Source organism: Lentzea sp. NEAU-D7 (assembly GCF_026242055.1).
In the GTDB taxonomy this organism is placed as follows: domain Bacteria; phylum Actinomycetota; class Actinomycetes; order Mycobacteriales; family Pseudonocardiaceae; genus Lentzea.
Genome location: NZ_JAPJDL010000004.1, coordinates 26,442 through 51,425, shown reverse-complemented (window position 1 = coordinate 51,425; position 24,984 = coordinate 26,442). Strand labels below are relative to the sequence as shown.

General features: G+C 70.7%; 20 protein-coding genes. 6 read left to right on the top strand and 14 right to left on the bottom strand.

Going from position 1 to position 24,984, the window contains the following annotated elements:
- Positions 1-158: 158 nt before the first annotated feature.
- Genes purU through ORI60_RS10140 form a run of 5 tightly spaced genes read right to left on the bottom strand, consistent with a single transcriptional unit; the run spans position 159 to position 5,931 of the window.
- Entirely contained in the window at positions 159-1,001 is an 843-nt protein-coding gene (gene purU, locus ORI60_RS10160) for a formyltetrahydrofolate deformylase (protein WP_266036648.1), read from the bottom strand.
- Positions 1,001-1,579, bottom strand: a complete 579-nt coding sequence (locus ORI60_RS10155; RefSeq protein ID WP_266036647.1) for a sarcosine oxidase subunit gamma — start codon at positions 1,577-1,579, stop codon at positions 1,001-1,003. Before ORI60_RS10155 ends, purU begins: the two co-directional genes overlap by 1 nt.
- Positions 1,569-4,406, bottom strand: coding sequence for a 2Fe-2S iron-sulfur cluster-binding protein (locus ORI60_RS10150; protein ID WP_266036646.1), 2,838 nt, complete (start codon positions 4,404-4,406; stop codon positions 1,569-1,571). Before ORI60_RS10150 ends, ORI60_RS10155 begins: the two co-directional genes overlap by 11 nt.
- Positions 4,403-4,684, bottom strand: a complete 282-nt coding sequence (locus ORI60_RS10145) for a sarcosine oxidase subunit delta (RefSeq protein ID WP_266036645.1) — start codon at positions 4,682-4,684, stop codon at positions 4,403-4,405. Before ORI60_RS10145 ends, ORI60_RS10150 begins: the two co-directional genes overlap by 4 nt.
- A gap of 8 nt (positions 4,685-4,692) precedes the next feature.
- Entirely contained in the window at positions 4,693-5,931 is a 1,239-nt protein-coding gene (locus ORI60_RS10140) for a sarcosine oxidase subunit beta family protein (RefSeq protein WP_266036644.1), read from the bottom strand.
- A gap of 69 nt (positions 5,932-6,000) precedes the next feature.
- Between ORI60_RS10140 and ORI60_RS10135 the strand changes: the two genes are divergently transcribed.
- Positions 6,001-6,660 (top strand): GntR family transcriptional regulator, encoded by a 660-nt coding sequence (locus ORI60_RS10135; RefSeq protein ID WP_266036643.1) that lies wholly within the window; start codon positions 6,001-6,003, stop codon positions 6,658-6,660.
- On the opposite strand, the gene ORI60_RS10130 is transcribed toward ORI60_RS10135, so the two are convergent.
- From ORI60_RS10130 to ORI60_RS10100, 7 genes are all read right to left on the bottom strand, one after another.
- Positions 6,623-8,239 (bottom strand): BCCT family transporter, encoded by a 1,617-nt coding sequence (locus tag ORI60_RS10130; RefSeq protein ID WP_266036642.1) that lies wholly within the window; start codon positions 8,237-8,239, stop codon positions 6,623-6,625. The two genes, ORI60_RS10135 and ORI60_RS10130, sit on opposite strands and share 38 nt — an antisense overlap.
- Positions 8,240-8,244: 5 nt before the next feature.
- Complete coding sequence (locus ORI60_RS10125) at positions 8,245-9,375, bottom strand: aromatic ring-hydroxylating oxygenase subunit alpha (protein WP_266036641.1); 1,131 nt, start codon at positions 9,373-9,375, stop codon at positions 8,245-8,247.
- 20 nt (positions 9,376-9,395) lie between these two features.
- Positions 9,396-9,689 (bottom strand): hypothetical protein, encoded by a 294-nt coding sequence (locus tag ORI60_RS44600; RefSeq protein ID WP_323055896.1) that lies wholly within the window; start codon positions 9,687-9,689, stop codon positions 9,396-9,398.
- Positions 9,686-12,133, bottom strand: a complete 2,448-nt coding sequence (locus ORI60_RS10115; RefSeq protein ID WP_266036640.1) for a GcvT family protein — start codon at positions 12,131-12,133, stop codon at positions 9,686-9,688. The genes ORI60_RS44600 and ORI60_RS10115 overlap by 4 nt, the downstream gene beginning before the upstream one ends.
- On the bottom strand, positions 12,130-13,215 hold the full coding sequence (locus tag ORI60_RS10110) for an S-(hydroxymethyl)mycothiol dehydrogenase (RefSeq protein ID WP_266036639.1): 1,086 nt from the start codon (positions 13,213-13,215) through the stop codon (positions 12,130-12,132). The genes ORI60_RS10115 and ORI60_RS10110 overlap by 4 nt, the downstream gene beginning before the upstream one ends.
- A 14-nt stretch (positions 13,216-13,229) precedes the next feature.
- Positions 13,230-14,510 (bottom strand): serine hydroxymethyltransferase, encoded by a 1,281-nt coding sequence (gene glyA, locus ORI60_RS10105; protein ID WP_323055895.1) that lies wholly within the window; start codon positions 14,508-14,510, stop codon positions 13,230-13,232.
- Positions 14,511-14,691: 181 nt separating this feature from the next.
- Entirely contained in the window at positions 14,692-15,474 is a 783-nt protein-coding gene (locus ORI60_RS10100; RefSeq protein WP_266036638.1) for an IclR family transcriptional regulator, read from the bottom strand.
- A 165-nt stretch (positions 15,475-15,639) separates the two neighbouring features.
- Between ORI60_RS10100 and ORI60_RS10095 the strand changes: the two genes are divergently transcribed.
- Positions 15,640-15,957, top strand: coding sequence for a bifunctional 3-phenylpropionate/cinnamic acid dioxygenase ferredoxin subunit (locus ORI60_RS10095; RefSeq protein ID WP_266036637.1), 318 nt, complete (start codon positions 15,640-15,642; stop codon positions 15,955-15,957).
- A gap of 13 nt (positions 15,958-15,970) precedes the next feature.
- Here ORI60_RS10095 and ORI60_RS10090 read toward each other — a convergent pair whose 3' ends face one another.
- Positions 15,971-16,741, bottom strand: a complete 771-nt coding sequence (locus tag ORI60_RS10090) for an SDR family oxidoreductase (protein ID WP_266036636.1) — start codon at positions 16,739-16,741, stop codon at positions 15,971-15,973.
- 62 nt (positions 16,742-16,803) lie between these two features.
- Here ORI60_RS10090 and ORI60_RS10085 point away from each other — a divergent pair, with 62 nt between their 5' ends.
- Together ORI60_RS10085 and ORI60_RS10080 are read left to right on the top strand one after the other, a co-directional pair.
- Positions 16,804-18,048 carry an MFS transporter gene (locus tag ORI60_RS10085; RefSeq protein WP_266036635.1) on the top strand — a complete coding sequence of 415 codons (1,245 nt, stop codon included), beginning with the start codon at positions 16,804-16,806 and terminating at the stop codon, positions 18,046-18,048.
- 5 nt (positions 18,049-18,053) lie between these two features.
- Positions 18,054-18,665: a TetR/AcrR family transcriptional regulator gene (locus tag ORI60_RS10080; RefSeq protein ID WP_266036634.1), complete on the top strand. Its 612-nt coding sequence runs from the start codon at positions 18,054-18,056 to the stop codon at positions 18,663-18,665.
- Between the two features lie 97 nt (positions 18,666-18,762).
- Here ORI60_RS10080 and ORI60_RS10075 read toward each other — a convergent pair whose 3' ends face one another.
- The gene (locus ORI60_RS10075) at positions 18,763-21,666 is read right to left on the bottom strand and encodes an ATP-binding protein (protein ID WP_266036633.1); all 2,904 of its coding nucleotides are present in this window, start codon (positions 21,664-21,666) and stop codon (positions 18,763-18,765) included.
- Between the two features lie 133 nt (positions 21,667-21,799).
- Between ORI60_RS10075 and ORI60_RS10070 the strand changes: the two genes are divergently transcribed.
- Positions 21,800-23,362: a S8 family peptidase gene (locus ORI60_RS10070; RefSeq protein ID WP_266036632.1), complete on the top strand. Its 1,563-nt coding sequence runs from the start codon at positions 21,800-21,802 to the stop codon at positions 23,360-23,362.
- A 21-nt stretch (positions 23,363-23,383) separates the two neighbouring features.
- Positions 23,384-24,916: a S8 family serine peptidase gene (locus ORI60_RS10065; protein ID WP_266036631.1), complete on the top strand. Its 1,533-nt coding sequence runs from the start codon at positions 23,384-23,386 to the stop codon at positions 24,914-24,916.
- Positions 24,917-24,984: the final 68 nt, after the last annotated feature.

The following is a 24,984-nucleotide window of genomic DNA, read 5'->3' as shown; positions in this document are numbered from 1 at the left end:
GACCGAAGCGGCAGGACTCTCTCTGACGTGGGCGCGTTTCATGTTTGGTTATCGCACGCGGGAGCTTTCGTGCGGTAGGAGGGCACGCGTGGGCCCCGCGTGCAGCCCGGAGTGGCGGGGGGGGAGGAGGGCTGGCGCAAGCCGGCTCCGGACACGACCTAGCGGAAGACCACCGTGCCGTTGCCGTTGAGCAGGACGCGGTGCTCGCAGTGCCAGCGGACCGCCCGCGACAGGGCGAGCGCCTCGGCGTCGCGGCCCGCCGCGGTCAGCGCACGCGGGTCGTAGGAGTGGTCGACGCGCAGGACCTCCTGCTCGATGATCGGGCCCTCGTCGAGGTCCGGGGTGACGTAGTGGGCCGTCGCGCCCACGTACTTCACGCCCCGGTCGTAGGCCTGGCGGTAGGGCTTGGCGCCCTTGAAGCCGGGCAGGAACGAGTGGTGGATGTTGATCACGCGGCCCGCGAGCTTCGCGCACAGGTCGTTCGACAGCACCTGCATGTACCGCGCCAGCACCACCAGGTCGGCCTGGTACTCCTCGACGAGCTCGACCAGCCGCTGTTCGGCGGCCTGCTTGGTGTCGGCGGTGTTCGGCACGTGCACGAAGTCCAGGCCCGCCGCCTCCGCCATCGGCCGCAGGTCCTCGTGGTTGGACACGACGGCGGCGATCTCCCCGCCGAGACTGCCCGCGCGCCAGCGGAACAGCAGGTCGTTCAGGCAGTGCCCGGCCTTCGACACCATCACGAGCAGGCGCGGCGGCCGGTCGTCCCACAGGTCGAAGTCCATCTCGAACTCGCTCGCGACCTTCGCGAACTCCGTGGCGAGGTCGTCGGCGTCCGAGGAGTCGCACGAGAACGCGGTGCGCAGGAACAGCTTCCCGCGCACGTCGTCGTCGAACTGCTGGTGCTGCACGATGTCGCAGCCGTGGTCGACCAGGAACGACGTGACGGCGTGCACGATGCCCGCTCGCTCCGGGCAGTGGAGGGTCAGCGTGAACTGGGCCATCACGCCACCGCCAGGTACTCGGTGCACGCGTCGGCGAGCCACGCCGCGAAGTACTCGGCGAACGACGACCGCACCAGGATCGTGCACCGGTCCTCGCCTGTCACCTGCAGGACGATCCCCGTCCTGGCGAGGAGTGTCTGCACGCAAGTGCCGACGGGAGCCGAAGACGGGTGCAGGTCCACGGAACATCCGTGAGCAAGCACCTGCCGGACGAGCGGCCCTTGAAGGACCACGGTCGTGCGCTGCGCCGAAGTGTCCACAACGGACCCTCCGGCAGTCCCGAGCGCGCCACGCAACACCTCCTCGATCGTGACCTGCAGGCCGGGCGAGGCCGTGACGAGGAACTCGTCCGGTCCGAGCCAGAGCACCTCGGCGTCCCCGAATGGTCCGGTGCCGGAGGTGAAAGTGCAAGCAGCGGAAGGGAACGGGACTCCGAGCGCCGAGCCCGCCGCCGCGAGTGCGTCCGGGTCGGACACGCGGACGGTGAGCTGCGAGCGGAACGGCACCTCGGCGACGTCCAGCACCGGGGCGAGCGCCGCCAGGCGGTCGCGCCAGGCGGCGAGGGGACTAACCGTCACGACGGGCTCCTTCCTTGTCGTACAGCACGGATTCGGTGACGGTGACCGGCACGAGCGAGTCCTCGACGGGCACGTACAGCGTCTCGCCGATGCGTTCGTGGCCGGAGCGCACCAGCGCCAGCGCGAACGTGCGGCCGAGGGCCGCGCTGGGATAGCTCGACGTGACGTGGCCGAGCATCCGGACCGGCGGTTCGGGCAGGCGGTCGGTCTCCACGATCTGCGACCCCTCCGGCAGCAGCACGGCCGGATCTACGGGCAGGAGTCCCACGAGCTGCTTGCGGTCCGTGCGGTTGTTCTCGGCGCGGGCGAACGAGCGCTTGCCGATGAAGTCGGGCTTCTTCTTCGACACCGCCCACGACATGCCGAGGTCCTGCGGCGTGACCGTCGCGTCGGTCTCCTGCCCGATGATCGGGTAGCCCTTCTCGGCGCGGAGCACGTGCATGGTCTCGGTGCCGTACGGCGTGATCCCGTACTTCTCCCCCGCCGCCATCAACGCCTCCCACACGGCGATGCCGTGCCACGCGGTCACGTTGATCTCGTAGGCCAGCTCACCGGAGAAGCTGATCCGGCACACCCTCGCCGGCACGCCCGCGACCTCCGCCTCGCGCCAGGTCATGAACTCGAACGCCTCGTTGGAGACGTCCAGCGACGGGGCCACTGCGGCCAGCACGTCCCGTGACCGCGGGCCCACCAGCGGGATCGTCGCCCAGTGCTCGGTGACCGAGGTGCAGTGCACGTCGAGGTGCGGCCACTCCGTCTGCAGCCACTCCTCCATCCAGTCGAGGATCTTGGCCGCGTTGCCGGTGGTCGTGGTGACGAGGTACCGCTCCTCACCGACCCGGATCACGGTGCCGTCGTCGATCACCATCCCGTCGACGCCGCACATCACGCCGTAGCGGATCCTGCCGACCTTCAGCGTGCTCATCATGTTCGTGTAGAGCATGTCCAGGAACTTGCCGGCGTCGCGGCCCTGCACGTCGATCTTGCCGAGCGTCGAGCCGTCCATCATGCCGACGCTCTCGCGCGTGGCCTTGCACTCGCGCAGCACGGCCGTGTGCAGGTCTTCGCCGTCGCGCGGGTAGTACCAGGGCCGCTTCCACTGGCCGACGTCCTCGAACAACGCCCCGTGCGCCACGTGCCACGGGTGGATCGACGTGACGCGCACCGGGTCGTGCAGCTCGCCGCGGTCCCGCCCGGCCAGCGCGGCGAACGACACCGACGTGAACGGCGGGCGGAACGTCGTGGGCCGCTGCTCGGCCAGCTCGACGCCCAGCTCCTCCGCGACGATGCCCGCGGCGATCATGCCGGACGTCTTGCCCTGGTCGTGCGCGGTGCCGATGGTCGTGTAGCGCTTGACGTGCTCCAGCGACCGCAGACCCGCGCCGGTCGCCCGCAGCACGTCCGCCACGGTCGAGTCCCGTTGCAGGTCGACGAAGCTCGCGTCGTCGTCGCCCGGCACCCGCCACAGCACCAGGCCGGAACGGGCGGTGCAGCGCGAGTCCGACACGGGCAGCGGAACCTGGCCGCCGGGCGTGAACCCTGCGGCGGCCGCGGCCTGCGCACCGGCGTCCCGGCCCTGCCGCGCGCACGCGCCGAGGTCCAGTTCGCCGGTCGCGGACCCGGCGACCCGCACGGTGGGAAGTTCCTCGCCCGGCACGAAAGCGCCGAGTTCGGCGTCGTAGCGCAGCTTGCCGCGCGCCTGGCTGAACAGGCTCACCACCGGGTTCCAGCCGCCCGACACCAGGACGGTGTCGCAGTCGACGGTGAGGTCCGGCGAGGTGGCGGCCAGCGGAGCGATCCGCGCCCCGGTCACCCTGCGGTCTCCGTCGGTCCCGGCGACCACGTGCCCGGCGCGGACCTCGATGCCCCGCGCCGCGCACTCCGCCGCCAGCCGGGCAGGCGGCTCCGGGCGGGCGTCCGTGACCAGCGCGATGTCCACACCGGACTCGGCCAGGTCGATCGCCGCGCAGTAGGCGCTGTCGTCGGTGGTGAACACGACCGCCCGCGAGCCGGGCAGCACGCCGTAGCGGTGCAGGAACGTGCGGGCCGACGAGGCGAGCATGATCCCCGGCCGGTCGTTGTCGGCGAAAGCCACGGGGCGTTCGTGGGCACCGGTGGCGAGCACGGTCTGCCGCGTCCTGATCCGCCACACCCGCTGCCGGGCGACCGAGGCCGGCGCCGCGAACCCGAGGTGGTCGGTGCGCTTCTGCAGCGCCAGCACGAACCCGTCCTGGTACATGCCGAACGCCGTGGTCCGCTCCAGCACCAGCACACCCGGTGTGCTCTTCAGCTCCGCCACGACGTCCGCGACCCACTCGGCGGACGGCCGGTCGTCCAGGTACTCGTCCACACCCAGCAGCGCGCCACCGGCCTGGTTCTGCTCGTCGACCAGCACCACCCGGGCGCCGCTGCGAGCGGCGGTCAGCGCCGCGACCAGGCCGGCGGGGCCGGCACCGACGACCAGCACGTCGCAGTGCTCGTGCTTGGCGTCGTAGCGCGCCGGGTCCGGTTCGGGTGACAGCCGTCCCTGACCCGCCAGCCCGCGCGCCACCAGGCCGTCGTACAGCTCGACGGTCGTGGCGAGCAGCATCGGCTCGGAGAACGGTGCCTCGACCTGCACCAGCGACGTCGGGTCCTCGGACCCCGCCGCGACGATCCCGCGCGGACGGCCGAGCTTCACGCTGCTGCCGATCTGGTGCACCCCGTGGGCGAGCAACGCCGACGCGAGCGTGTCGCCGGGGTGCCCGGTGTACGGGCGGCCGTTGAAGGTGAAGTGCAGCAGGGTGTTCCGGTCGATCGAGCCACCGGTCGGGGTGCGGAAGGTCATGCGGTCACCTCGGGCATGGGCTCGCCCACGCGGTAGACGGCCAGCAGGTCGTGGGTGCGGGTGTCGCGGACGGCGTTGAACCACCGCCGGCACCCGGCGTGGTGGCTCCAGCGCTCGGCGAACGGGCCGCTCGGGTTCTCCCGGAAGAACACGTACTGCGCCCACTGCTCGTCGGTCAGCGCGGCCGGGTCCTCGGGGTAGGCGACGTGGGCCTGGCCGCCGTAGTGGAACTCCGCTTCCTCGCGCGGGCCGCACCACGGACACGGGATGAGTTGCATGCCTGCTCCTAGTGCGCGACGGCGGCGGCGCCGTGCTCGTCGACGAGAGCGCCCGTGGTGAAGCGCTCGAGGGTGAACGGCTCGTTGAACGGGTGCGGCTTGTCGTGGGCGATGGTGTGCGCGAAGCAGTCGCCGACACCGGGTGTGGCCTTGAAACCGCCGGTCCCCCAGCCGCAGTTGAGGTACAGGCCGCCGACGGGCGTGAGGCCGACGATCGGCGAGGCGTCCGGGCTGACGTCGACGATGCCCGCCCACGTCCGCAGCAGGTGTGCCCGCGCGAAGACCGGGAACAGTTCCAGCGCCGCCGACATCTGCTGCTCGATGATGTGGAACGAACCCCTTTGCCCGTAACCGTTGTAGCTGTCGATGCCCGCGCCCATCACCAGTTCGCCCTTGTGCGCCTGGGAGACGTAGACGTGCACGGCGTTCGACATCACGACGGTCGGGTGGACGGGTTCGAGCAGTTCGGAGACCAGGGCCTGCAACGGGTGCGAGGCGAGCGGCAATCGCAGCCCGACCATCTTCGCGAGCACCGAGCTGTGGCCCGCCGCGCACAACGCGACCTTGCCGGCCGCGATGCGACCGCGTGACGTCTCGACGGCGGTGATCCGGCCGCCGGACGTCTCCAGCCCGGTGACCTCGCAGTTCTGGATCAGGTCGACGCCCATCGCGTGCGCCGCCCGCGCGTAGCCCCACGCCACGTAGTCGTGCTTCGCGATGCCCGCGCGCGGCTGGTAGGTCGCGCCCAGCACCGGGTAGCGGACGTCCGGCGAGGTGTTGACGATCGGGCAGATCTCCTTGACGCCGGCGGGATCCACCCACTCCGCGTCGATGCCGTTGAGCCGGTTGGCGTTGACGCGCCGGACGCTGTCGCGCACGTCCTGCAGGCTGTGCGCCAGGTTCAGGACCCCGCGCTGGTCGAACAGGATCGGGTAGCCGAGGTCGTCCTCCAGGCCCTCCCACAGCTTCAGCGAGTGCTCGTAGATGCCGGAACTCTCGTCCCACAGGTAGTTCGACCGGATGATCGTGGTGTTGCGGGCCATGTTTCCGCCCGCGAGCCAGCCCTTCTCCAGCACGGCGACGTTCGTGATGCCGTGAACCTTCGCGAGGTAGTACGCGGTCGCGAGGCCGTGCCCTCCGCCGCCGACGACCACGACGTCGTAGGAGGACTTCGGTTCCGGGTCGTCCCAGAGGAAGTCGGGGTGCTCCGGCAGGTGCGCTCCGGGCGGCTGAGCCGAGCTGGTCATGCGCGACGCCTCCAGCTGAATCATCTGGTCGACTACTGGTATATCAGTCTGTGCGTTACCGTAGGTCACATGAACGCACGGGTCAACGACGAGCCCGCCTCCGTCTCACTCACCGAGCGGGCGTACGCGGTCCTGCGAGATCGCCTGGTCATGCTGGAGATCAAGCCGGGTGAGCCCATCAACGAGGACAGGCTGCGCACCGAGCTCGGCGTCGGCCGCACCCCGATCCGCGAGGCTCTCAAACGGCTGGAGCAGGAACGGCTCGTCGTCGCCTTCCCGCGCCGCGGCACGTTCGCCACCGACGTGAACATCTCCGACCTCTCCCACATCTCCGAGGTGCGCAGGACCCTGGAACCCCTCGCCGCGGCGGCCGCGGCCGAACGCGCCACGGCGCAGGACAGGGCCGCTCTCACCGAGCTGCGCTCACGGCTGGACACGGCGGCACCGACGGGCGACAACACGGAACTCCTGCGCACCGACGTCGGCGTGCACCGCGCGATCTACGGGTGCGTGCACAACCCGTTCCTCGAGGACACCCTGATCTCCTACGACAACCTGGCCACCCGGATCTGGTGCGTGTTCCTGCCACGACTGCCCGGAATGGCTGGTCACGTCGACGAACACGTGCCCCTCCTCACCGCGATCGTCGAGGGCGACGCGAAGAAGGCGAGCGAGCTCGCCTCCCAGCACGTCATCGGTTTCGAACAGGCGATTCGGGCGTTGATCTAGCGATCTGGTCGACGGTGTGGGCGCAGTGCTTCTCCCACAGCACCATCGGGTCGCTGCGCAGGTCCTTCGCCAGCGCCACGCACAGCACGACCATGACCAGCGCGAACGGTGCCGCGGCGATGATCGTGAGGTTCTGCAGCCCCGTCAGCGCGGTCGCCCCTCCACCACCGACCAGCAGCATCACCGCGGCGACGCCACCGGTCGCGACGCCCCAGAACACCACCAGCCGCCGGTGCGGTTCGATGGCTCCGCGCTGCGACAACGAGCCCATCACCAGCGAGGCCGCGTCGGCGCCGGACACGAAGAAGATCGCCACGAGCACCATCACGACCACCCCGGCGACGCCCGCCAGCGGGAACTGCTCCAGCACACCGAACAGCTGGGACTCGGGGTTCGCCGCCCCAGCGAGGTCGGTTCCGCCGCGCTGCAACGTGATCGCCGTGCCGCCCATGATCGTGAACCAGACCAGGCTCACCGCGGACGGCACCAGGATCACGCCGCTGACGAACTGCCTGATCGTCCGGCCGCGGCTGATCCGCGCGATGAACATGCCGACGAACGGCGTCCACGAGATCCACCACGCCCAGTAGAAGATCGTCCAGGACGCCAGCCAGCCCTCCATCGCGCTCCCGCCGGACGCGGCGGAGCGGGAGACCATCTCGCCCATCTCGCGGAAGTAGTCGCCGATCGCCGCCGGCACCAGGTTCAGGATCAGCACGGTCGGCCCGACGACGAACACGAACACCGCCAGCACCGTCGCCAGCACCATGTTGATGTTCGACAGCCACTGGATGCCCTTGGCCACCCCCGAGACCGCCGACGCCACGAACGCCACCGTCAGCACCGCGATGACACCGATCAGTACGCCGACGCCGGGGTTCTCCGACACGAACCCGCCCGCCCTCAACCCGCTGCCGATCTGCAGAGCGCCGAGACCCAGCGAGGCCGCCGACCCGAACAGCGTCGCGAAGATCGCCAGGACGTCGATCACCCGGCCCAGCGGCTTCTCGGACACCCGGTCGCCGAACAGCGGTGCGAACGCGGCACTGATCAGCTGCCTGCGGCCGCGGCGGAACGTGCCGTACGCGATCGCGAGGCCGACGACGGCGTAGATCGACCACGGGTGGATCGCCCAGTGGAAGAGCGACGTCGCCATCGCGGTCTCGACCGCCGCGTCCGAGCCGCCCTCGACCGTGCCGGGTGGCGGCTTCACGAAGTGCGACAGCGGTTCCGCGACGCCGTAGAACATCAGGCCGATGCCCATGCCCGCGCTGAACATCATCGCGACCCACGAGATCGTCCGGAACTCCGGCCGCTCGTCGTCCTGCCCGAGCGGGATCCGGCCGTAGCGGCTGAAGGCCAGCCACAGTGCGAAGATCACGAACCCGGTCGCCGCCGTCAGGAACGCCCAGCCGGTGTAGCGGATGACCCAGGCGAGCACCGCGGACGAGACACTCCCAAGACTCGCCGTGCCGAGCACTCCCCAGGCAAGGAAGGCGGCGGCGACGACCGCGGACACCGTGAAGACCACGCGGTCCGTGTGGATTTTCGTCGCGGGTAAGAACTTCGGTTCGGACATGGTGTCTACCACCTCGTCGCGGATGTGACTTCCTGGACCCAGCGGTGGAACTCCCCGATGTGGTGCTCGGAGGGAACCAGCACTCCCCCTTGCGCGTAGGCCCGCGACGACATCGCGGGCTGGCACCGTTCGCACGCCTCGAAGTCCTGCTCGTTGACGCGGTGGAACAGCTCGACCGACCGCGACACGTCCTTGCCGGTCGCGACGACGTCCTTGGCGTAGAGCCAGTCGCACTCGACGATCGTGCGGTCGGCGGCCATCGGGAACATCCGGTGGATGATCACGTGGTCCGGCACGAGGTTGATGAACACCTGCGGCCGCACGGTGATCGCGTAGTACCGGCGTTCCTGGTCGGAGGCGACGCCGGACAGGTTCTCGAAGCCCTCGCTCCCGTCGATCGTGAAGCCCTTGATCTCCTCGCCGAACACCGCCCCGTGCCCGACGTAGTACTGCGCGGCGTACCCGTCCGCGAACTCCGGCAGGACCTCCGTGAGCTCGGGGTGGATGGTCGCGCAGTGGTAGCACTCCATGAAGTTCTCGATGATGAGCTTCCAGTTGGCCTTGACGTCGTAGGTGATCCGGCGGCCCAGCTCCAGCTCGCTGACCTGGTAGTTGCCGATCGCGTCGAGGTTGCCCAGGCGTTCGCGCACGTCCTGCTGCACGGTCTCCTCGAACGACGCCGGCTCGTCGGCCAGCGAGATCCACGCGTAGCCGAGCCATTCGCGCAGGTGCACGGTCTTGAGCCCGTACTCGACGCGGTCGACGTCCGGCATGGAGGTGAGGTTCGGCGCGGCGACCAGCTTGCCGTCCAGGCCGTAGGTCCAGGCGTGGTACGGGCACTGGAAGTTGCGCTTGACCGTGCCGGTCTCCTCGACGCACAGCTTGGCGCCGCGGTGCCGGCAGATGTTGAGGAACGCGCGCAGCGACCCGTCGCGCGAACGGGTCACCAGGACGCTCTCGCGTCCGATCTGGACGGTCCGGAAGTTGCCGGTGTCCGGCAGGTCGGCGCCGCGGACCGCGCAGAACCACATCCGCTCGAAGATGTTCCGCTGCTCCAGCGCGAAGATCGCCGGGTCGGTGTAGGTGTTGCCGGGCAACGTGGGGATCAGGCTGGACGGGAGGTCGGTCGCGGTCATGGTGGCTCCGTGAGGGGAAGTCAGAACAGGAGAGATCGCGCGTCGCGGCCGGCGCAGATGACCAGCAGCGGTGCGGCGTGGGTGCTCGACCGCGTCAGCACGCGGGCACCCGTTCCGGACGGCTCGACGTGGAAGTCGATCACCGTCTCCTCGAAGCGCAGGTCCGCGCCCGCCCGGAAGGCCTCGTCCGAACTGGGCAGCTCGGCCTGCGACCGGCTGTCCAGCCCGAGCACCCGCAGTCCCCGCGCGGCGAGGCGGTGCGCGGCCGCCCCGCCGAGGTCGCCGAGCCCGATGACGATGACGTCGTGGGTCATGACCGGATCCGTTCCATCTTCGGGTCGAAGAGCGGTTCGGACGACACGACGGCCTGGACCCGCTCACCGAAGTACCCGATCTCGACCGGCGTGCCCTCCACCGCCACCCCGGCGGGAAGCCAGGCGTAGGCGATGTTCTTGCCGATCGAGTAACCGCGCGCCGCGCTGGTCACGTACCCGACCGGCACTCCTCCGGCGAACACGGGCTCTGACCCCATCACGACCTGGTGGTCGTCGTCGATGACCAGGCAGGTGAGCTTGCGTGCCACCGTGGCCTCCGACTTGCCCTCCAACGCCTTGCGGCCGTGGAAGTAGCCCTTGTTCATCCGGACCGCGAAGCCCAGCCCCGCCTCGAACGGGTCGTGCTCGGTGGTCACGTCGGCGCCCCACGAGCGGTAGCCCTTCTCCAGCCGCATGCTCGTGAACGCGCTGCGGCCGGCCGCGATGACACCGTGCCGCTGCCCGGACTCCCAGAGCGTGTCCCACAGCCTGCGTCCCATGTCGGCGGTCGTGTAGAGCTCCCAGCCGAGCTCACCGACGTACGACAGGCGCATCGCGGTGACCGGCACCTCGCCGATGAAGGCTTCCTGGGCCTTGAAGTACCCCATCGCCTCGTGGGAGAAGTCGGTGCGGGTCAACGGCTGCAGGAGATCGCGGGCCAGCGGCCCCCACAGGCCGATGCAGCACGTGCCGGGGGTGATGTCGGTGATGTGCACGCCGCCGTTGGGCGGCATGCGCCTGCGCAGCCAGTCGAGGTCGAGCGGGCCGTTCGCGCCGACCTGGAACCGGTTCTCGCCGAGCCGGGCGACGGTCAGGTCGCTGCGCACTCCCCCGTCCTCGTTGAGCAGCAACGTGTAGACCACCGCGCCCGGCTTGCGGTCGAGCTGGTTGGTGGTCATGGTCTGCAGGAACGTCAGCGCCTCCGGGCCGCTGACCTCCAGTCGCTTCAGCGCGGTCATGTCGAACATCGCGACCCGCTTGCGCGCGACGAGGGCCTCGGCACCGGCGATCGGCGACCAGAACCGGGACGCCCACTCGTTGCGTCCGGGGATCTGGGCGACCTCGGGCAGTGAGGCGTTGGCCTCGTACCAGTGCGGCCGCTCCCAGCCCGACGCTTCGAGGAACACCGCGCCCAGTTCCACCTGCCGCTCGTGGAACGGGCTGGTGCGCAACGGCCGCGGGTTCTCGGCCGGCTGCAGCGGGTGCAGGACGTCGTAGACCTCGACGAACGCCCGGCAGCTGCGCTCGTGCACGTAACCGGGCGAGCGCTGGACGTCCTCGAACCGGTTGAGGTCGCAGCCGTGCAGGTCGACGCCCGGCTGCCCGTCGACCAGCCACTCGGCCATCGCCTTCGCGACGCCGGCCGAGTGCGTGATCCACACGGCCTCGGCCACCCAGAACCCGTTCAGGCCGGGGTGTTCGCCCAGCAGCGGGTTGCCGTCCGGGGTGAAGGAGAACAGGCCGTTGACGCCCTCCTCGACCTTCGAGTCGGCCAGCACCGGCAGCAGGTCGACGGCGGCGTCCCAGGAGGTCTCGAAGTCCTCCGGGGTGAACGCGATCTCGGACGGCATGGTCGGCGCCACGTCGAAGTCGAGGATGTCGTCCGCCGAGATCGGCATCGGCCGGTGCCCGTACGCACCGATGCCGATGCGGTCGACGTGCTCGCGGAAGTACAGGTCCGCGTCCTGGTGGCGCAGCAACGGCTTCGACATCTCGGACAGCTCGGTGTTGACGCCCTTCAACGCCGGCAACGGGGCCGTCTTCACGTACTGGTGCGCCATCGGCACGAGCGGGATGTCGAGGTCGACCATCCTGCCGATGCGCGGGCCCCACATGCCGACGCAGGACACGACGACGTCGGCCTGGAACGTGTCGTGCTCGGTGACGACGGCCTTCACCCGGCGACCGGCGCGTTCGATACCGGTGACCTTGTGGTGTGCCAGGAACTTTGCGCCGCGTTCCACCGCCCTGCGTGCCTGCGCCTCGGCCGCGCGCAGCGGCTTCGCGAGGCCGTCGCCCGGGATGTGGAACCCGCCGAGGATCTTGGCCGGGTCGAGCAGCGGGTGCAGCCGCGCGCACTCCTCGGGGTCGCGCAGAAAGCTCTCGACGCCCCACGACGTCGCCCAGCCGTGGCGGCGCTTGATGTCCGTCCAGCGTTCCGGGGTGGTGGCGACCTCCAGGCCGCCGAGCTGCTGGAAGCACCACTGGTCGTCCAGCGTCAGCGCCGCGTACTTCTCCACGGTGTACTTGGCGAACGACGTCATGGTCTTGCAGCCGGTGGTCTGGAACACCAGGCCCGGCGCGTGGGAGCTCGACCCGCCGGTCGCGAAGAGCGGTCCCTGTTCGAGCACGGTGATGTTGGTCCACCCGCGTGCGGTCAGTTCGTCGGCCAGCGCGCATCCGACGATGCCCGCGCCGATCAGCACGACTCTCGGCTGGGTCACAGGACCACCACCGAACGCAGCACGCGGCCGTGGTGCATGTCCTCGAACGCCTTCTCGACGTCGCCGAGCCCGATGGTCTCCGAGACGAACGCGCCCAGGTCCAGCCGGCCCTGCAGGTACAGGTCGATCAGCATCGGGAAGTCCCGTGAAGGCAGGCAGTCGCCGTACCAGGACGACTTCACCGCGCCGCCGCGTGAGAACACGTCGATCAACGGCAGTTCGAGCTTCATGTCCGGGGTCGGCACACCCACGAGCACGGCGAGACCTGCGTGGTCACGGGCGTAGAACGCCTGCTGGAACGTCTCCGGGCGGCCGACCGCGTCGATCACGACGTCGGCGCCGTTGCCCTCGGTGAGCTCCCGGATCGCCTCCACGACGTCCTGCTCGCGGCCGTTGATCGTGTGCGTGGCACCGAAACGACGTGCCCATTCGAGCTTGGTGTCGTCGAGGTCGACGGCGATGATCGTGCGCGCCCCCGCCAGCCGGGCGCCCGCGATGGCCGCGTCACCGACACCGCCGCAGCCCAGGACCGCCACGCTGTCGCCGCGGGTGACGCCGCCGGTGTTGATCGCGGCGCCGATGCCCGCCATCACGCCGCAGCCGAGCAGGCCCGCGACCTCCGCCGGTGCCTTCGGGTTCACCTTGGTGCACTGTCCCGAGTGGACGAGCGTCTTCTCGGCGAACGCGCCGATGCCCAGCGCGGGTGACAGCGGTGTGCCGTCCTGCAGCGTCATGGGCTGCGCCGCGTTGTGGGTGTTGAAGCAGTACTGCGGACGGCCGCGCAGGCAGGAGCGGCACGAACCGCACACCGCGCGCCAGTTGAGGATCACGAAGTCGCCGGGTACGAGGTCGGTCACGCCGTCGCCGACGGCCTCGACGACGCCCGCGGCCTCGTGCCCGAGCAGGAACGGGAACTCGTCGTTGATCCCGCCCTCCCGGTAGTGCAGGTCGGTGTGGCAGACCCCGCAGGCCCGCACCTCCACCAGCGCCTCGCCGGGGCCGGGGTCCGGCACGAGGACGGTCTCGACCGAGACCTTGGCCCCGCGCCCCGCAGCCACGACACCGTTCACCGCATGTGCCACTTGAGTCGCTCCTGTCAGAGGTGGGGGTAGAGGGGGTTCTTCGCCGCCAGCCGGGCGACGCGAGCGGAGAGGTCGTCCTCGTCGGAGGACGGCTGGAGCGCCACGGCGATGATGTCGGCGACCTCGGCGAAGTCGCCGGCGGTGAAGCCGCGGGCGGCGAGGGCGGGAGTGCCGATCCGCAGGCCGGAGGTGACCATCGGCGGGCGCGGGTCGAACGGGACGGCGTTGCGGTTGACGGTGATGCCGATGCGGTGCAACCGGTCCTCGGCCTGCTTGCCGTCCATTTCGGACTCGACGAGATCGACGAGCACGAGGTGCACGTCGGTGCCGCCGGAGAGCACCCGCACACCGGCTTCGGCGCAGTCGGGCCGCGTGAGGCGTTCGGCCAGGATGCGCGCGCCTTCGAGGACGCGCTGCTGGCGTTCGCGGAACTCACCGCCCGCCGCGATCCTGAACGCGACCGCCTTGGCCGCGATGACGTGCTGCAGCGGCCCGCCCTGCTGGCCGGGGAACACCGCGGAGTCGATCTTCTTGGCCAGCTCCCGCCGGCACAGGACCACGCCACCGCGCGGGCCGCCGAGCGTCTTGTGGGTCGTGGTGGTGACGATGTCGGCGAACGGCACGGGGTTCGGGTGCAGCCCCGCCGCGACGAGACCGGCGAAGTGCGCCATGTCGACCATGAGCCTGGCCCCGGCGAGGTCGGCAATGCGGCGGAACTCGGCGAAGTCGAGCTGCCGGGAGTGGGCGGACCAGCCCGCGATGATCAGCTTCGGCCGCGACTCCAGCGCCAGTCGCTCGACCTCGGCCATGTCCACGCGGCCGGACTCCCGGTCGACGTGGTAGGCCACGACGTCGTACAGCCGGCCGGAGAAGTTGATCCGCATGCCGTGCGTCAGGTGGCCGCCGTGCGCGAGGTCTAGCCCCATGATCGTGTCACCCGGCTGCAGCACCGCCGCCATCGCCGCGGCGTTGGCCTGCGCGCCGGAGTGCGGCTGGACGTTCGCGTGCTCGGCGCCGAACAACGCCTTCACCCGCTCGATCGCCAGCGACTCGACGACGTCGACGTGCTCGCACCCGCCGTAGTAGCGGCGGCCCGGGTAGCCCTCCGCGTACTTGTTGGTCAGCACCGATCCCTGCGCCTGCAGCACGGCGACCGGCGCGAAGTTCTCGGAGGCGATCATCTCCAGCGTCGACCGCTGGCGGTGCAACTCGGCGCGGATCCCGGCGGCGACCTCCGGGTCGAGTTCGTCGAGGTCCTGGTCCAGAACTGTGGTGGTGGGAACGGAGAGCGACAACGGGCCAACCCTTCCGAGCAAGTTCCGCAATACGCAACGAGGTCCGCATTATGCAACTGCAGCGCGCATCACGGTGCGACCCGCGCGAGCCGTTGTCAAGCCCTTGTCGCACGGACGGAGGCACCCGAAAAGGAGAGGAGCCCCCGGCCGCGGCCGGGGGCTCCTCGTTTCCGAATCTCTTTCACGGCACGGGATGCCCCATGCGGACGGAGAGGTCTCGCGACGCGACGCGCAGCTCCTCGACGATCTCGGGCATGCGCTTCTGCGAGAGCCGGTAGGCGGGACCGGCGGCGCTGATGGCCGCCACGACGTCGCCGCGCGAACCGAACACCGGCACGGCGACCGCGTGCAGGCCGGCCTCCAGCTCCTCCATGCAGGTGGCGAACCCGTCCTCGGCGGTGCGGCGCAGCACGCTGCGCAGCTTCACGGGATCGGTGATCGTGCGCGGGGCGCAGGACTCCAGGTCGCCCGAGAGCAGGCGTTCCTGCTCGGCCGGCGACGCGGCGGCGAGCAGGACCTTGCCGCTCGAGGTGGCGTGCAACGGCGTGCGCTGGCCGATCCAGTTCTGCGCCGCCACGGCGGAGCTCCCCCGCGCCTGGCTCACGTTGAGCGCGACGTCGCTGTCGAGGATCGCGATGTTCACGGTCTCCCCGAGCCGGTCCGCCAGCGCCGAGCAGACGGGACCTCCCACCCGGACGTAGTCGAGCTGACCGCTCACCGCTCCGGCGAACCGCAGCATGCCGAGACCGATCCGGAACGGACCGCGTTCGCCGTCCTGCTCCACGAGCTCACGGGCCTGGAGCGTGTAGACGAGTCTGGACGCGGAGGACTTGTGCACACCGAGCTCGGCGGCGATCTCGGTGATCCCCGCTTCCCCGTTGCGGGCCAGCAGCTCCAGCACCGACACCGCCCGATCGACCGATTGCACCAGCGCAGGGTCGCGCGCCTCCCCGTTGTTGCTCATCACGCAACACTATCCGATTGGCGCAACGCTGTGTTGCGAACGAGTACGCGGTGTTGCACCGAGAAGACGCTCGGCGCTTGAGCCTTGACGCGTCCCGAAGACCTCCGTCATTCTGCTGTTGCGTATCGCACACCCAGTTCCGTAATACGCAACGGAGGGTTCCTGATGATCACCGCTTGCGCCGTCGACGACCTGCCACCAGGCGAATCCGTGCGGATCGACGGCCAGCCCGCGATCGCGGTCTTCAACGCGGACGGCGAGTTCTACGCGATCGACGACACCTGCAGCCACCAGGACGCCTCCCTGTCCGAGGGCTGGCTGGAGGGGTGCTTCGTGGAATGCCCGTTGCACGCCGCGCTATTCGACCTCCGCACCGGCGTGCCGACGTGCCTGCCCGCCAAGAAGGCCGTGCGCACGTACCCCGTCGTGGTGCGGGACGGCGTGATCCACGTGGACACGGGTGGCCGGGAGGCCGTGGCCTGAGAAGGGTCGCGTCTCACAACGCGGCCAGCAAAGCGGCCGTCCGCTGCTCCAGGTGCGGCCGGACGTCATAGCCCGTGAAGATCCACGGTGAGCGCTTCTCCATCCCCGCCAGCACCATCTCACCCACCTCGTCGATGCCCGGCCCGCTGCTCAGGAACTCCTCGACGGCGGGCACGTGCTCCTCGTGCAGCGCAACGTCCGCGGCCAGTGCCCTGGTGTTCGCGACGATGTCCGTGTCGACCGGGCCCGGGCACAGCACGCTGACCTCGATGCCGTGCGCGGCCACGTTCAGGCGCAGCGACTCGGACAGCCCCACGACGGCGAACTTGGCCGTCGCGTACAGCACGTTCGGGTCGGACACGAGCCCGGCGGCCGACGCGGTGTTCACGACGTAGCCGCCGGCACGCTCGATCATCCGCGGCAGGAACGTCTGGATGCCGTTGATCACGCCGGTCAGGTTGACGGCGAGGGCCAGGTCCCACTTGTCGTAGGTCAGCTCGGTGACCGGGGCGTGCGGCACGATGCCGGCGTTGTTGAACAGCAGGTCCACCGGCCCCAGAGCCCGTTCGGCCTCGTCCGCCGCCTTCTGGAACGCCGCCCGGTCGCGCACGTCCAGCAGGTGGGCCTCGGCACCCAGTTCACCGGCCGCGCATTCCAGCGCGGGCGCGTCGACGTCGGCCAGCGCCAGGCGCACGCCGCGCTTCCCCAGCGCCCGTGCGATCCCCAGGCCGATCCCCCTGGCACCGCCGGTGACGAAGGCGGCCGAACGCGTCCATTCCCGCATGGGAACACCCCACTATGTTGATCTGCCGACACTATGTTGACTGACACAGTAGCCTGCTCAGAATGACCACGACATCGCTCAGGGAAGTTCTCGCCACCGGCGGGCCCGCCACCGTCGGGGTGCTGGCGGGCCTCCAGGTGCTGGACAGCGTCGACGGCGTGATGTTCGTGGTCTTCGCCCCGGAAATCCGCGAGTCGCTCGGCGTCAGCACAGCGACCATCGGCGTCGTGGGAGCCCTCGCCGGGGTGATGGTCGCCCTCGCCGCTCTCCCGCTCGGCCTGCTGGGCGATCGCCACCGCCGCACCACCATCGCGGGCGTGGCCACCCTCGTCTGGGCCGTGGCGGCGGGGCTTCTGGGCCTGGTCCAGCACCTCTGGCAGGCCGTCGTGCTCCGCGTGGCCGCGGGCATCGGCAAGGCCAACGAAGGACCGATCCAGTCGTCGCTGCTCGTCGACGCCTACCCGCCGGCGGGGCGCGGGCGGGTGCTCGGGCTGCACCGCGGCGGGCAACCGCTCGGCATCGTCACCGGCCCCCTGCTGGCAGCGGCCTTCGCGGCGTTGATCCCCGAGGAGCACGAGCCGTGGCGCTGGGCGTTCGCCTTCCTCGCCGTGCCGGCGCTCCTGCTCGGCCTGGCCGCGTTGCGCCTGCCCGAACCCGTCCGCGACCACACCACGGCGACACCGCGCGGCGTGCTGAAGGAACTCGCGAAGATCCGGACGTTCTCGGGCGTGGTGGTCTCGCTGGGCGCGTTCGGGGTCTCCGTGACGACGATCCCGATCTACCTGAACGTCATCCTCGAGGAAGACCTCGGGCAGGGCGCGGCGTCCCGCGGCGTGATCACCGCGGTCTGCGCGGCCGGCGGACTGCTGGGCGCGACGCTCGGAGGGTTCTTCAGCGACAGGCTGTTCCGGCGCAGCCCTCGGGCGTGCCTGCACCTCGCGGCGGGCTCGCTCGCGGTGCTCGGCATCGGGTTCGCGGCGCAGGCGCACGCGCCCGGCGTCACGACCTACGTGGCCGTCGGGGTGGTCACCCAGGCCATGACGTTCGCGGGCATCGTGCCGCTGAGCCTCGTCGTGGCCTCGGTGACGCCGAAGGAGTTCAGGGCGACGGCGTTCGCACTGGTCGGGGTCTTCACGGCGGTGGTCGGCGGACTCGGTGGCGCGGTGCTCACCGGCGTGGCCGAGAAGCTGTGGGGCGCGCAGGCGGCGGTCGCCGCGGTCGCGCCGCTGGCCTCGGTCGTCGCGGGCCTCGTGCTGATCGGCACCGCCCGGCACGTGCCGGGGGACGTCGCCCGGGTCGTACGATGATCGCCGTGAACTCCCCAGGGCAGCGCCGGATCGACGAGATCGGCGACGAGAGCCGACGCCGCATCCTGGACGCCGCCGAGGAACTGTTCGCCGAGCGAGGTTTCGACCGGACGTCCTTTGTGGACATCGCGAGGCGGTCGGGCATCAGCCGCGGCTCGATCCCCTGGCACTTCAAGAACAAGGACGGCCTCGTGATGGCCGTCGTGGAGCGCGCGGTCGCGCGGATCTGGCCCGCCGAGCGCTACGAGACGGTGCCGTCGCTCACCGAGGTGTTCGCCGAGACCGCCGAGCTGCTCAGGAGCGGCAACTCGGCGCTGGTGTTCATGATCCTGGTCGAGGCGCTCGGCGACCGCGGCGTCGTGCACGACCAGTACCGGCAGTTCTTCGCCCGCAGGCGTGAGGGCATCGAGGAACTGCTGCGGTTCAAGCGCCCCGCCGGCGTCGATCCCGTCCAGGCGGCGGAGCGGGAGCGCACCGCGGCCGTGGCGCTGAACGGCGCGCTGCTGGGCATCCACCTGCAGGCCCTCGTCGATCCGGAGAACGTGGATCTCGACGCCGCGCTGGTCTCGGTCGCCACGATGTTCGACCGGAACCTCGCGGACGTCTGGCGCGACTGAAGCACCGCGCCAGGGCTGCGAGGTGGAGGCGAAGGAGATCGCCGACACCACCGAACGTGATGCCTCGTCGACCGCGTCCGGCCGCGACCCGACAGGCCTAGGCGAGATCCTCGGCCTGCAGCTCGGCCCGCGACGACACCCCGAGCTTGCGCAGCACCCGTGCCGCGTGCTGCTCGACGGTGCGCGGTGACAGGAACAGCACGTCCGCGATCTTGCGGTTGGTGTGGCCGGCGACCAGCAGCCGGGCCACCTCCTGCTCGCGCGGCGACAGCTCGTCGCCGTAACCGCGCCGTCCGCGCCGCGACGGCTTGCCGCCGCCGATGCTGCGCAGCTGGTGCCGGCACCGGGCCGCGTCACGGGTGGCGCCCAGGCCGTCGAACGTGTCCACCAGGGCCGACAGGATCTCGGCCGCCTTCTCCTGGTCGGTGGGCAGCAGGCAGGCGGCTTCGCGTTCCGCGACCAGCGCGGTGAGGTAGGGCGCGGGCAGCGCCGAGTACCGGTCGGCGGCCTCGCGGAAGAGCGACATGGCCGTGTCGGCCTGGCCGCGTGCCTCGGCGAGCAGGCCGCGGCACCACGCGAGGGCGGCGAACGCCATCGGGGCGTCCCTGCCCTCGATCCCCGCCGCGATCTCGTCGATCAGCGTCTCCGCGTCGGTCTCCCGGCCGGCCGCGAGGAACGTGGCCACGGCGACGGGGCCTAGCTCGGTCGCCCACACCCACACGCCCTTCGTGCGCACGATCGCGAGGCCTCGGTCGACGTCGACGCAGGCGCGGGTGATCTCGTCCTGCGCGAGCATGGTCCTCGCCAGCGCCGCGCACCCGGCGATGGCGACGGGCGCGATCGACTCCTCGGGGGCGAACGCGCCGGTCTCGGTGAGGTAGCTGGTCGCCTCCGCCCACTCGCCGCGCGCCATCGCCAGCGAGCCGAGGACCAGGCACAGCTCGCTGGCCAGCGGGAACAGGTCTCGGTACTCGTCGAGCAGGCTCGACGCCCGGCCGGCGAGGCCGTCCCAGTCGCCGGTCAGCCAGTCGAGGCGGGCCCTGGTCGCGTGGGCGGTGCTCGCCGTGAACGGAGCGCCGCACTCCGCGGCCAGCCGCAGGCCGTCGCGCAGCAGGTCTGCGCACCGGCCGAAGTGACCGGTCGTGGTCATGGCGTCGGCGAGGTTGCAATGGGCGCGGGCGAGCTGGCGCAGTGCGCCGGAGGTGGGCGCGGACGCCGGCCGGAGCTCCCACTCGGCCAGCACCGACGGGTCGCCCGTGTGCATCTTGGAGCCGACCTCGTTGGCGTACAGGGCCATCTTCTGCTCGAGATCGGTCTCGGCCGCCCGTGTCCTGCTGACGCGGTCGAGCCAGGGCTGGACCTCGCTCATCGGGGTCATGCCCAGGTAGGACAGTCCCAGCACGGCTTCTCCCCGCGCGGCCAGGTCCGGGCACTCGGTCAGGTCGGCGACGGCCCGTTCGAGCTCGGAGCGGGCCTCCTCGACCCCGCCCGCCTGGCGGATCAGCAGCACACCCCGGTAGTGCCGGACCTGTCCGCGCGCCGCGGTCGACAGGCGCCGGTCCGACAGCAGGCGTTCCAGCGCCTCGGTCGGATCCAGCTGGTCGAGGCCCTGGTGGGCGATCTGACCGAGCTTGATCGCGAGCCGGTCGACGTCGGCCGCGGGCACCGCCGGGTCGAGCAGCAGCCGTTGCAGGAGGGCCGTGGCCGTGCCCGCGTCGCCGTTCTCGACCGCCCTGTCCGCGGCGGCCTCGCCGTAGCGCAGCCACTCGGACGTGCGCCCGGCGCGTTCGCTGTGCTCGGCGAGCTGGACGAGCGGGCGTGGTTCGACCCGGTCGAGCACCTCGGCCGCGCGGCGGTGCAGCTCCTGGCGGTCCGGTCCGCTCAACGTGTCGTAGACGGCCTGCTGGGCCAGCGCGTGCCGGAAGCCGTACCGGCGTGCGCCGACCTCGTGCAGGACGTGGCCGGTCAGCGCGTGCGTCAAGGCGGCGCGGCTCTCCCCGATCTCCGCCACCTCGCCGAGCAGCTCGGCGGACGCGGGCGCGCCCAGCACCGCCGCGGCCTCGACCAGCCGGGTCGCGGCGGCGGGCAGCGCGGCCAGCCGTTCGGCGATGGCGTCGCGCAGCAGGACCGGCACCTCGACGTTGTCGAGCAGCCTGCGCGCCGTGGCACCGTCCGCGTGCACGGCACCGGCCGGATTCCGCAACGCCCGCAACGTCTCCTCGACGACGAAGGGGATGCCCGCCGTGCGTTCGTGCAGTTTGGCCGCGAACTCCGCCGACACCGCCTCGCCGTCGAGGATCGCCGACGTCAGCGCCCGCACCTCGGCCACGTCGAGCGGTTCGAGCTCCAGCAACGCGCTGGTGATGCCGGTGGGCGGCCGGTACGCCGACCCGAGCGGCACACCACCCGGCACGTCCTCGCGGCGGTAGGTGACCACGATGGACAGGTTGGCCGGCGGATCGCCCATCAGGAACCGCAGCAGCTGCCGCGACCCGTCGTCGGCCCAGTGCAGGTCCTCGACGACGAGCAGCACCGGTCCGAGCACGCCGATCAGCTCGCGCATCGCGCGGAACAGCCGGTGCCGGTCGGCCCGCGGATCACCGGTCGGAGGCAGCGGCGGTGGCAGGTACTCGGCGAGTTCCGGCAACGGTGAACCCAGCACGCCCGCCACCGGGCTCAGCCGCGAGTGGTTGCGCGCCAGGCGATCCGTGCAGTCGCGCAGCGCCTCCAGCACCGCGCCGTACGGGAACGGCTCCCCCACCGGCTGGCAGTGGCCCATGAGGACGGAGATCGGGCCCAGGTCGGCGTCCAGCAGCTCCCGCACCAGGCGTGACTTCCCGACGCCCGCCTCGCCCTCGATCATGATCACCGCGGGCTGGCTCGGCACGGCTGCCCGCAGCGCGCCGAGCTGGTCACCTCGGCCCACCAGCACCGGCGAGCTGGTGCGCATCAGTCCGCCGGGGTCGCAGCGCCGCGCCCTGGACTTCGGTGTCCGGCTCATCCGCACCGATGTTAGGCGAAAGACGGGTATCCCTACGTAGCGATATCCGGATTGTTCGCCGTTCGGCCTCGATCGATGGTGATCGGCACGTGCCGCCCATCCCTGCAGTGGCGGCCAGAACGGAGAACCCGAGATGCGACTCGATCGCACAACACGAGTGCTCGCGGCCGCCGGCCTCGGCCTCGCCGTCGCGGCGGCGGTGAGCAGCCCCGTCTCCGCCCAGACGGGCTCGATCCAGAAGACCGACAGGCCCGTCGCGGGCAGCTACATCGTCGTCTTCAAGGACGGTGCCAGCGACGTCCCGACCACCAACGCCAAGGCGCTCGACCTCGCCCGCAAGCACGGCGGCAAGGTCAGCAACACCTACGTCGCCTCCGTGCGCGGCTTCGCCGTGAAGCTGGACGAGGCGGCGGCGCGGCGGCTCGCGGCCGACCCGTCGGTGGCCTACGTGCAGCAGGACGGCTGGGCGAGCATCTCCGACACCCAGACCAGCCCGACCTGGGGGCTGGACCGGATCGACCAGGCGAACCTGCCGCTGGACCAGCGCTTCACCTACCCGAACACCGCCTCGAACGTGACCGCGTACGTCCTCGACACCGGGATCTACAAGGCGCACACCGAGTTCGAGGGCCGGGCCGTGGACGGCTACGACTTCATCGACAACGACTCCGACGCCTCGGACTGCCAGGGCCACGGCACGCACGTCGCCGGCACGGTCGGGTCGAAGACGTACGGCGTGGCGAAGAAGGTCGGCCTGGTCGCGGTCCGCGTGCTCGACTGCTCGGGCAACGGCCAGTACTCGCAGATCATCAAGGGCATCGACTGGGTCGCCCAGAACGCGAAGAAGCCCGCCGTGGCGAACATGAGCCTCGGCGGCGGCGCGGACTCCACTGTGGACAGCGCGGTGAAGCGCGCCATCGCGGCGGGTGTGACGTTCGGCCTGGCGGCGGGCAACAACAACGGCAACGCCTGCAACACCTCTCCCGCCCGCGTGCCGGAGGGCATCACGGTGGCCGCCAGCGACTCGGCCGACAAGCGCTCGATCTACACCGGCGGGCAGGCGTCCAACTGGGGTTCCTGCGTCGACCTCTTCGGGCCCGGCTCGAACATCACGTCGACCAGGAACGGCGGCGGCACCACGTCCATGGGCGGCACGTCGATGGCCACCCCGCACGTCGTCGGCGCCGCCGCGCTGTACGTGTCCGCGAACCCGTCCGCAACCCCTGCCCAGGTTCGCGACGCGCTGGTGAACAACGCGACGACCGGCAAGATCACCGATCTGCAGGGCTCGCCGAACAAGCTGCTCAACATCAGCTTCATGGGCGGCGGTGGCCCCGACCCGGAGCCGTGTGCCGCCGCCACCAACGGTGACGACGTGTCCATTCCGGACAACAACACCGCGGTCACGTCGTCGGTGACCGTCACCGGCTGCACCGGCAAGGCCCCGGCCACCACGCAGGTCAAGGTCGACATCAACCACCCCTACACCGCTGACCTGGCCATCGACCTGGTCGGTCCGTCCGGTGCCGTGTACAGCCTCAAGAAGGCCAAGGGAGCGACCTCCTCCGGCGGTGTGCACGAGACCTTCACGGTCGACGCCTCGGCCGAGGACCGCAACGGCACGTGGAAGTTGCAGGTGACCGACGTCTGGACCTACGACGCCGGGAACATCGACACCTGGACCCTGACGTTCTGACGACGCCCGGAAGGACCTCCCATGCACCGCACCACCTGCGGGCTCGCCGTTCTGATCGTCGCCTCCGCCCTGCTGGCAACCCCGGCACAGGCGGCTGAGGCCGACTTCGTCAAGGCCCGCACCCCCGCGGCCGGCGGCAGCTTCATCGTGTCCCTCAAGCCCGGCGCCGCCGTCCAGGCGTCGTCGAGCGCTCTCACCCAGAAGTACGGCGGCACCCTCGACGCCGTGTTCTCCCACGCCATGCGCGGCTTCCAGGTCAAGAACCTGACCGAGGCCGCGGCGCGGAGGCTGGCGGCCGACCCCGCCGTCAAGGCCGTCTACCAGGACGGCACCGCGAAGGCGCTGGACGTGCAGGACAACCCGACGTGGGGCCTGGACCGCGTGGACCAGGCGTCCCTGCCGCTGGACAAGAAGTTCACCTACCCCGGTGGCGGCGCTTCGAACGTGACGGTCTACATCACCGACACGGGCGTCAAGACGTCGATCGCCGACTTCGAGGGGCGCGCGTCCGTGGGCGCCGACTTCATCGCGGACGGCCAGAACGGCCAGGACTGCTCGGGCCACGGCACGCACGTGGCGGGCACGGTCGGGTCGAAGACCTACGGCGTGGCGAAGAAGGCCAAGCTGGTCTCGGTCCGCATGCTCGGCACGAACTGCACGAGCAGCGGCCCGGACTCGGCGGGCGTCAAGGCCATCGAGTGGATCACGGCGAACGCCCAGAAACCCGCCGTGGTCAACGCTTCCTGGACCTTCGACACCGCCGACATCGGCAACGACGCCATCGCCGGGATGGTCGCCTCCGGCGTGCAGATGGCCGTCGCGTCGGGCAACAGCTCGACGAACGCCTGCTCCACCGGTCCCGCCAAGATCGCGTCACTGATCACCGTGAACGCGACCTCGTCCAACGACGCACGCGCCTCGTTCTCGAACTACGGCTCGTGCACGGACATCTTCGCCCCCGGTGACGGCATCACCTCGCTGGGGCTGAACGGCGGCGCCACGAACATGTCCGGCACGTCCATGGCCACCCCGCACGTCGCGGGTGTCGCGGCCCTGCACCTGTCGGCCAACCCGTCCGCGAGCCCACAGGCCCTGCGCGACGCGCTGGTGAACAACGCCACTGACGGCAAGGTCACCAATCCCGGTACCGGTTCGCCGAACAAGCTGCTGTACAGCGGTTTCGTCGGCGGCGGTCCCGACCCGGTGTGCGGCCCCGGCACGAACGGCGACGACGTGTCCATTCCGGACACCGGCACCGCCGTCTCGTCGTCGGTCACGATCGCCGGCTGCGCCGGCAACTCCACGGCCTCGGCGACCGTCAAGGTCGACATCAACCACACCTACACCGGCGACCTGGCCATCGACCTGGTCAGCCCGTCCGGGAAGTCCTACGTGCTCAAGAAGGCGGGCGGCGCCTCGTCCTCGGCGGGGGTCCACGAGACCTACACCGTCGACCTGTCCTCCGAGGCGCGCAACGGCACCTGGAAGCTGCAGGTGAAGGACGTCTACACCTACGACACCGGCAACATCGACACCTGGACCCTGACGGTCTGAGTCCCGCGTGACAGGTCGAGCCCCGGAGCCGTTGAGGCTCCGGGGCTCTTTCCTGTTCCCCCGCGGGG

Excerpts from the sequence above, each read along its gene's own strand:
- purU (WP_266036648.1), bottom strand. The coding sequence starts at position 1,001 with ATGGCCCAGTTCACGCTGACCCTCCACTGCCCGGAGCGAGCGGGCATC.
- ORI60_RS10150 (WP_266036646.1), bottom strand. The coding sequence starts at position 4,406 with ATGACCTTCCGCACCCCGACCGGTGGCTCGATCGACCGGAACACCCTG.
- ORI60_RS10145 (WP_266036645.1), bottom strand. The coding sequence starts at position 4,684 with ATGCAACTCATCCCGTGTCCGTGGTGCGGCCCGCGCGAGGAAGCGGAG.
- ORI60_RS10140 (WP_266036644.1), bottom strand. The coding sequence starts at position 5,931 with ATGACCAGCTCGGCTCAGCCGCCCGGAGCGCACCTGCCGGAGCACCCC.
- ORI60_RS10135 (WP_266036643.1), top strand. The coding sequence starts at position 6,001 with ATGAACGCACGGGTCAACGACGAGCCCGCCTCCGTCTCACTCACCGAG.
- ORI60_RS10130 (WP_266036642.1), bottom strand. The coding sequence starts at position 8,239 with ATGTCCGAACCGAAGTTCTTACCCGCGACGAAAATCCACACGGACCGC.
- ORI60_RS10125 (WP_266036641.1), bottom strand. The coding sequence starts at position 9,375 with ATGACCGCGACCGACCTCCCGTCCAGCCTGATCCCCACGTTGCCCGGC.
- ORI60_RS44600 (WP_323055896.1), bottom strand. The coding sequence starts at position 9,689 with ATGACCCACGACGTCATCGTCATCGGGCTCGGCGACCTCGGCGGGGCG.
- ORI60_RS10100 (WP_266036638.1), bottom strand. The coding sequence starts at position 15,474 with ATGAGCAACAACGGGGAGGCGCGCGACCCTGCGCTGGTGCAATCGGTC.
- ORI60_RS10095 (WP_266036637.1), top strand. The coding sequence starts at position 15,640 with ATGATCACCGCTTGCGCCGTCGACGACCTGCCACCAGGCGAATCCGTG.
- ORI60_RS10090 (WP_266036636.1), bottom strand. The coding sequence starts at position 16,741 with ATGCGGGAATGGACGCGTTCGGCCGCCTTCGTCACCGGCGGTGCCAGG.
- ORI60_RS10085 (WP_266036635.1), top strand. The coding sequence starts at position 16,804 with ATGACCACGACATCGCTCAGGGAAGTTCTCGCCACCGGCGGGCCCGCC.
- ORI60_RS10075 (WP_266036633.1), bottom strand. The coding sequence starts at position 21,666 with ATGAGCCGGACACCGAAGTCCAGGGCGCGGCGCTGCGACCCCGGCGGA.
- ORI60_RS10070 (WP_266036632.1), top strand. The coding sequence starts at position 21,800 with ATGCGACTCGATCGCACAACACGAGTGCTCGCGGCCGCCGGCCTCGGC.
- ORI60_RS10065 (WP_266036631.1), top strand. The coding sequence starts at position 23,384 with ATGCACCGCACCACCTGCGGGCTCGCCGTTCTGATCGTCGCCTCCGCC.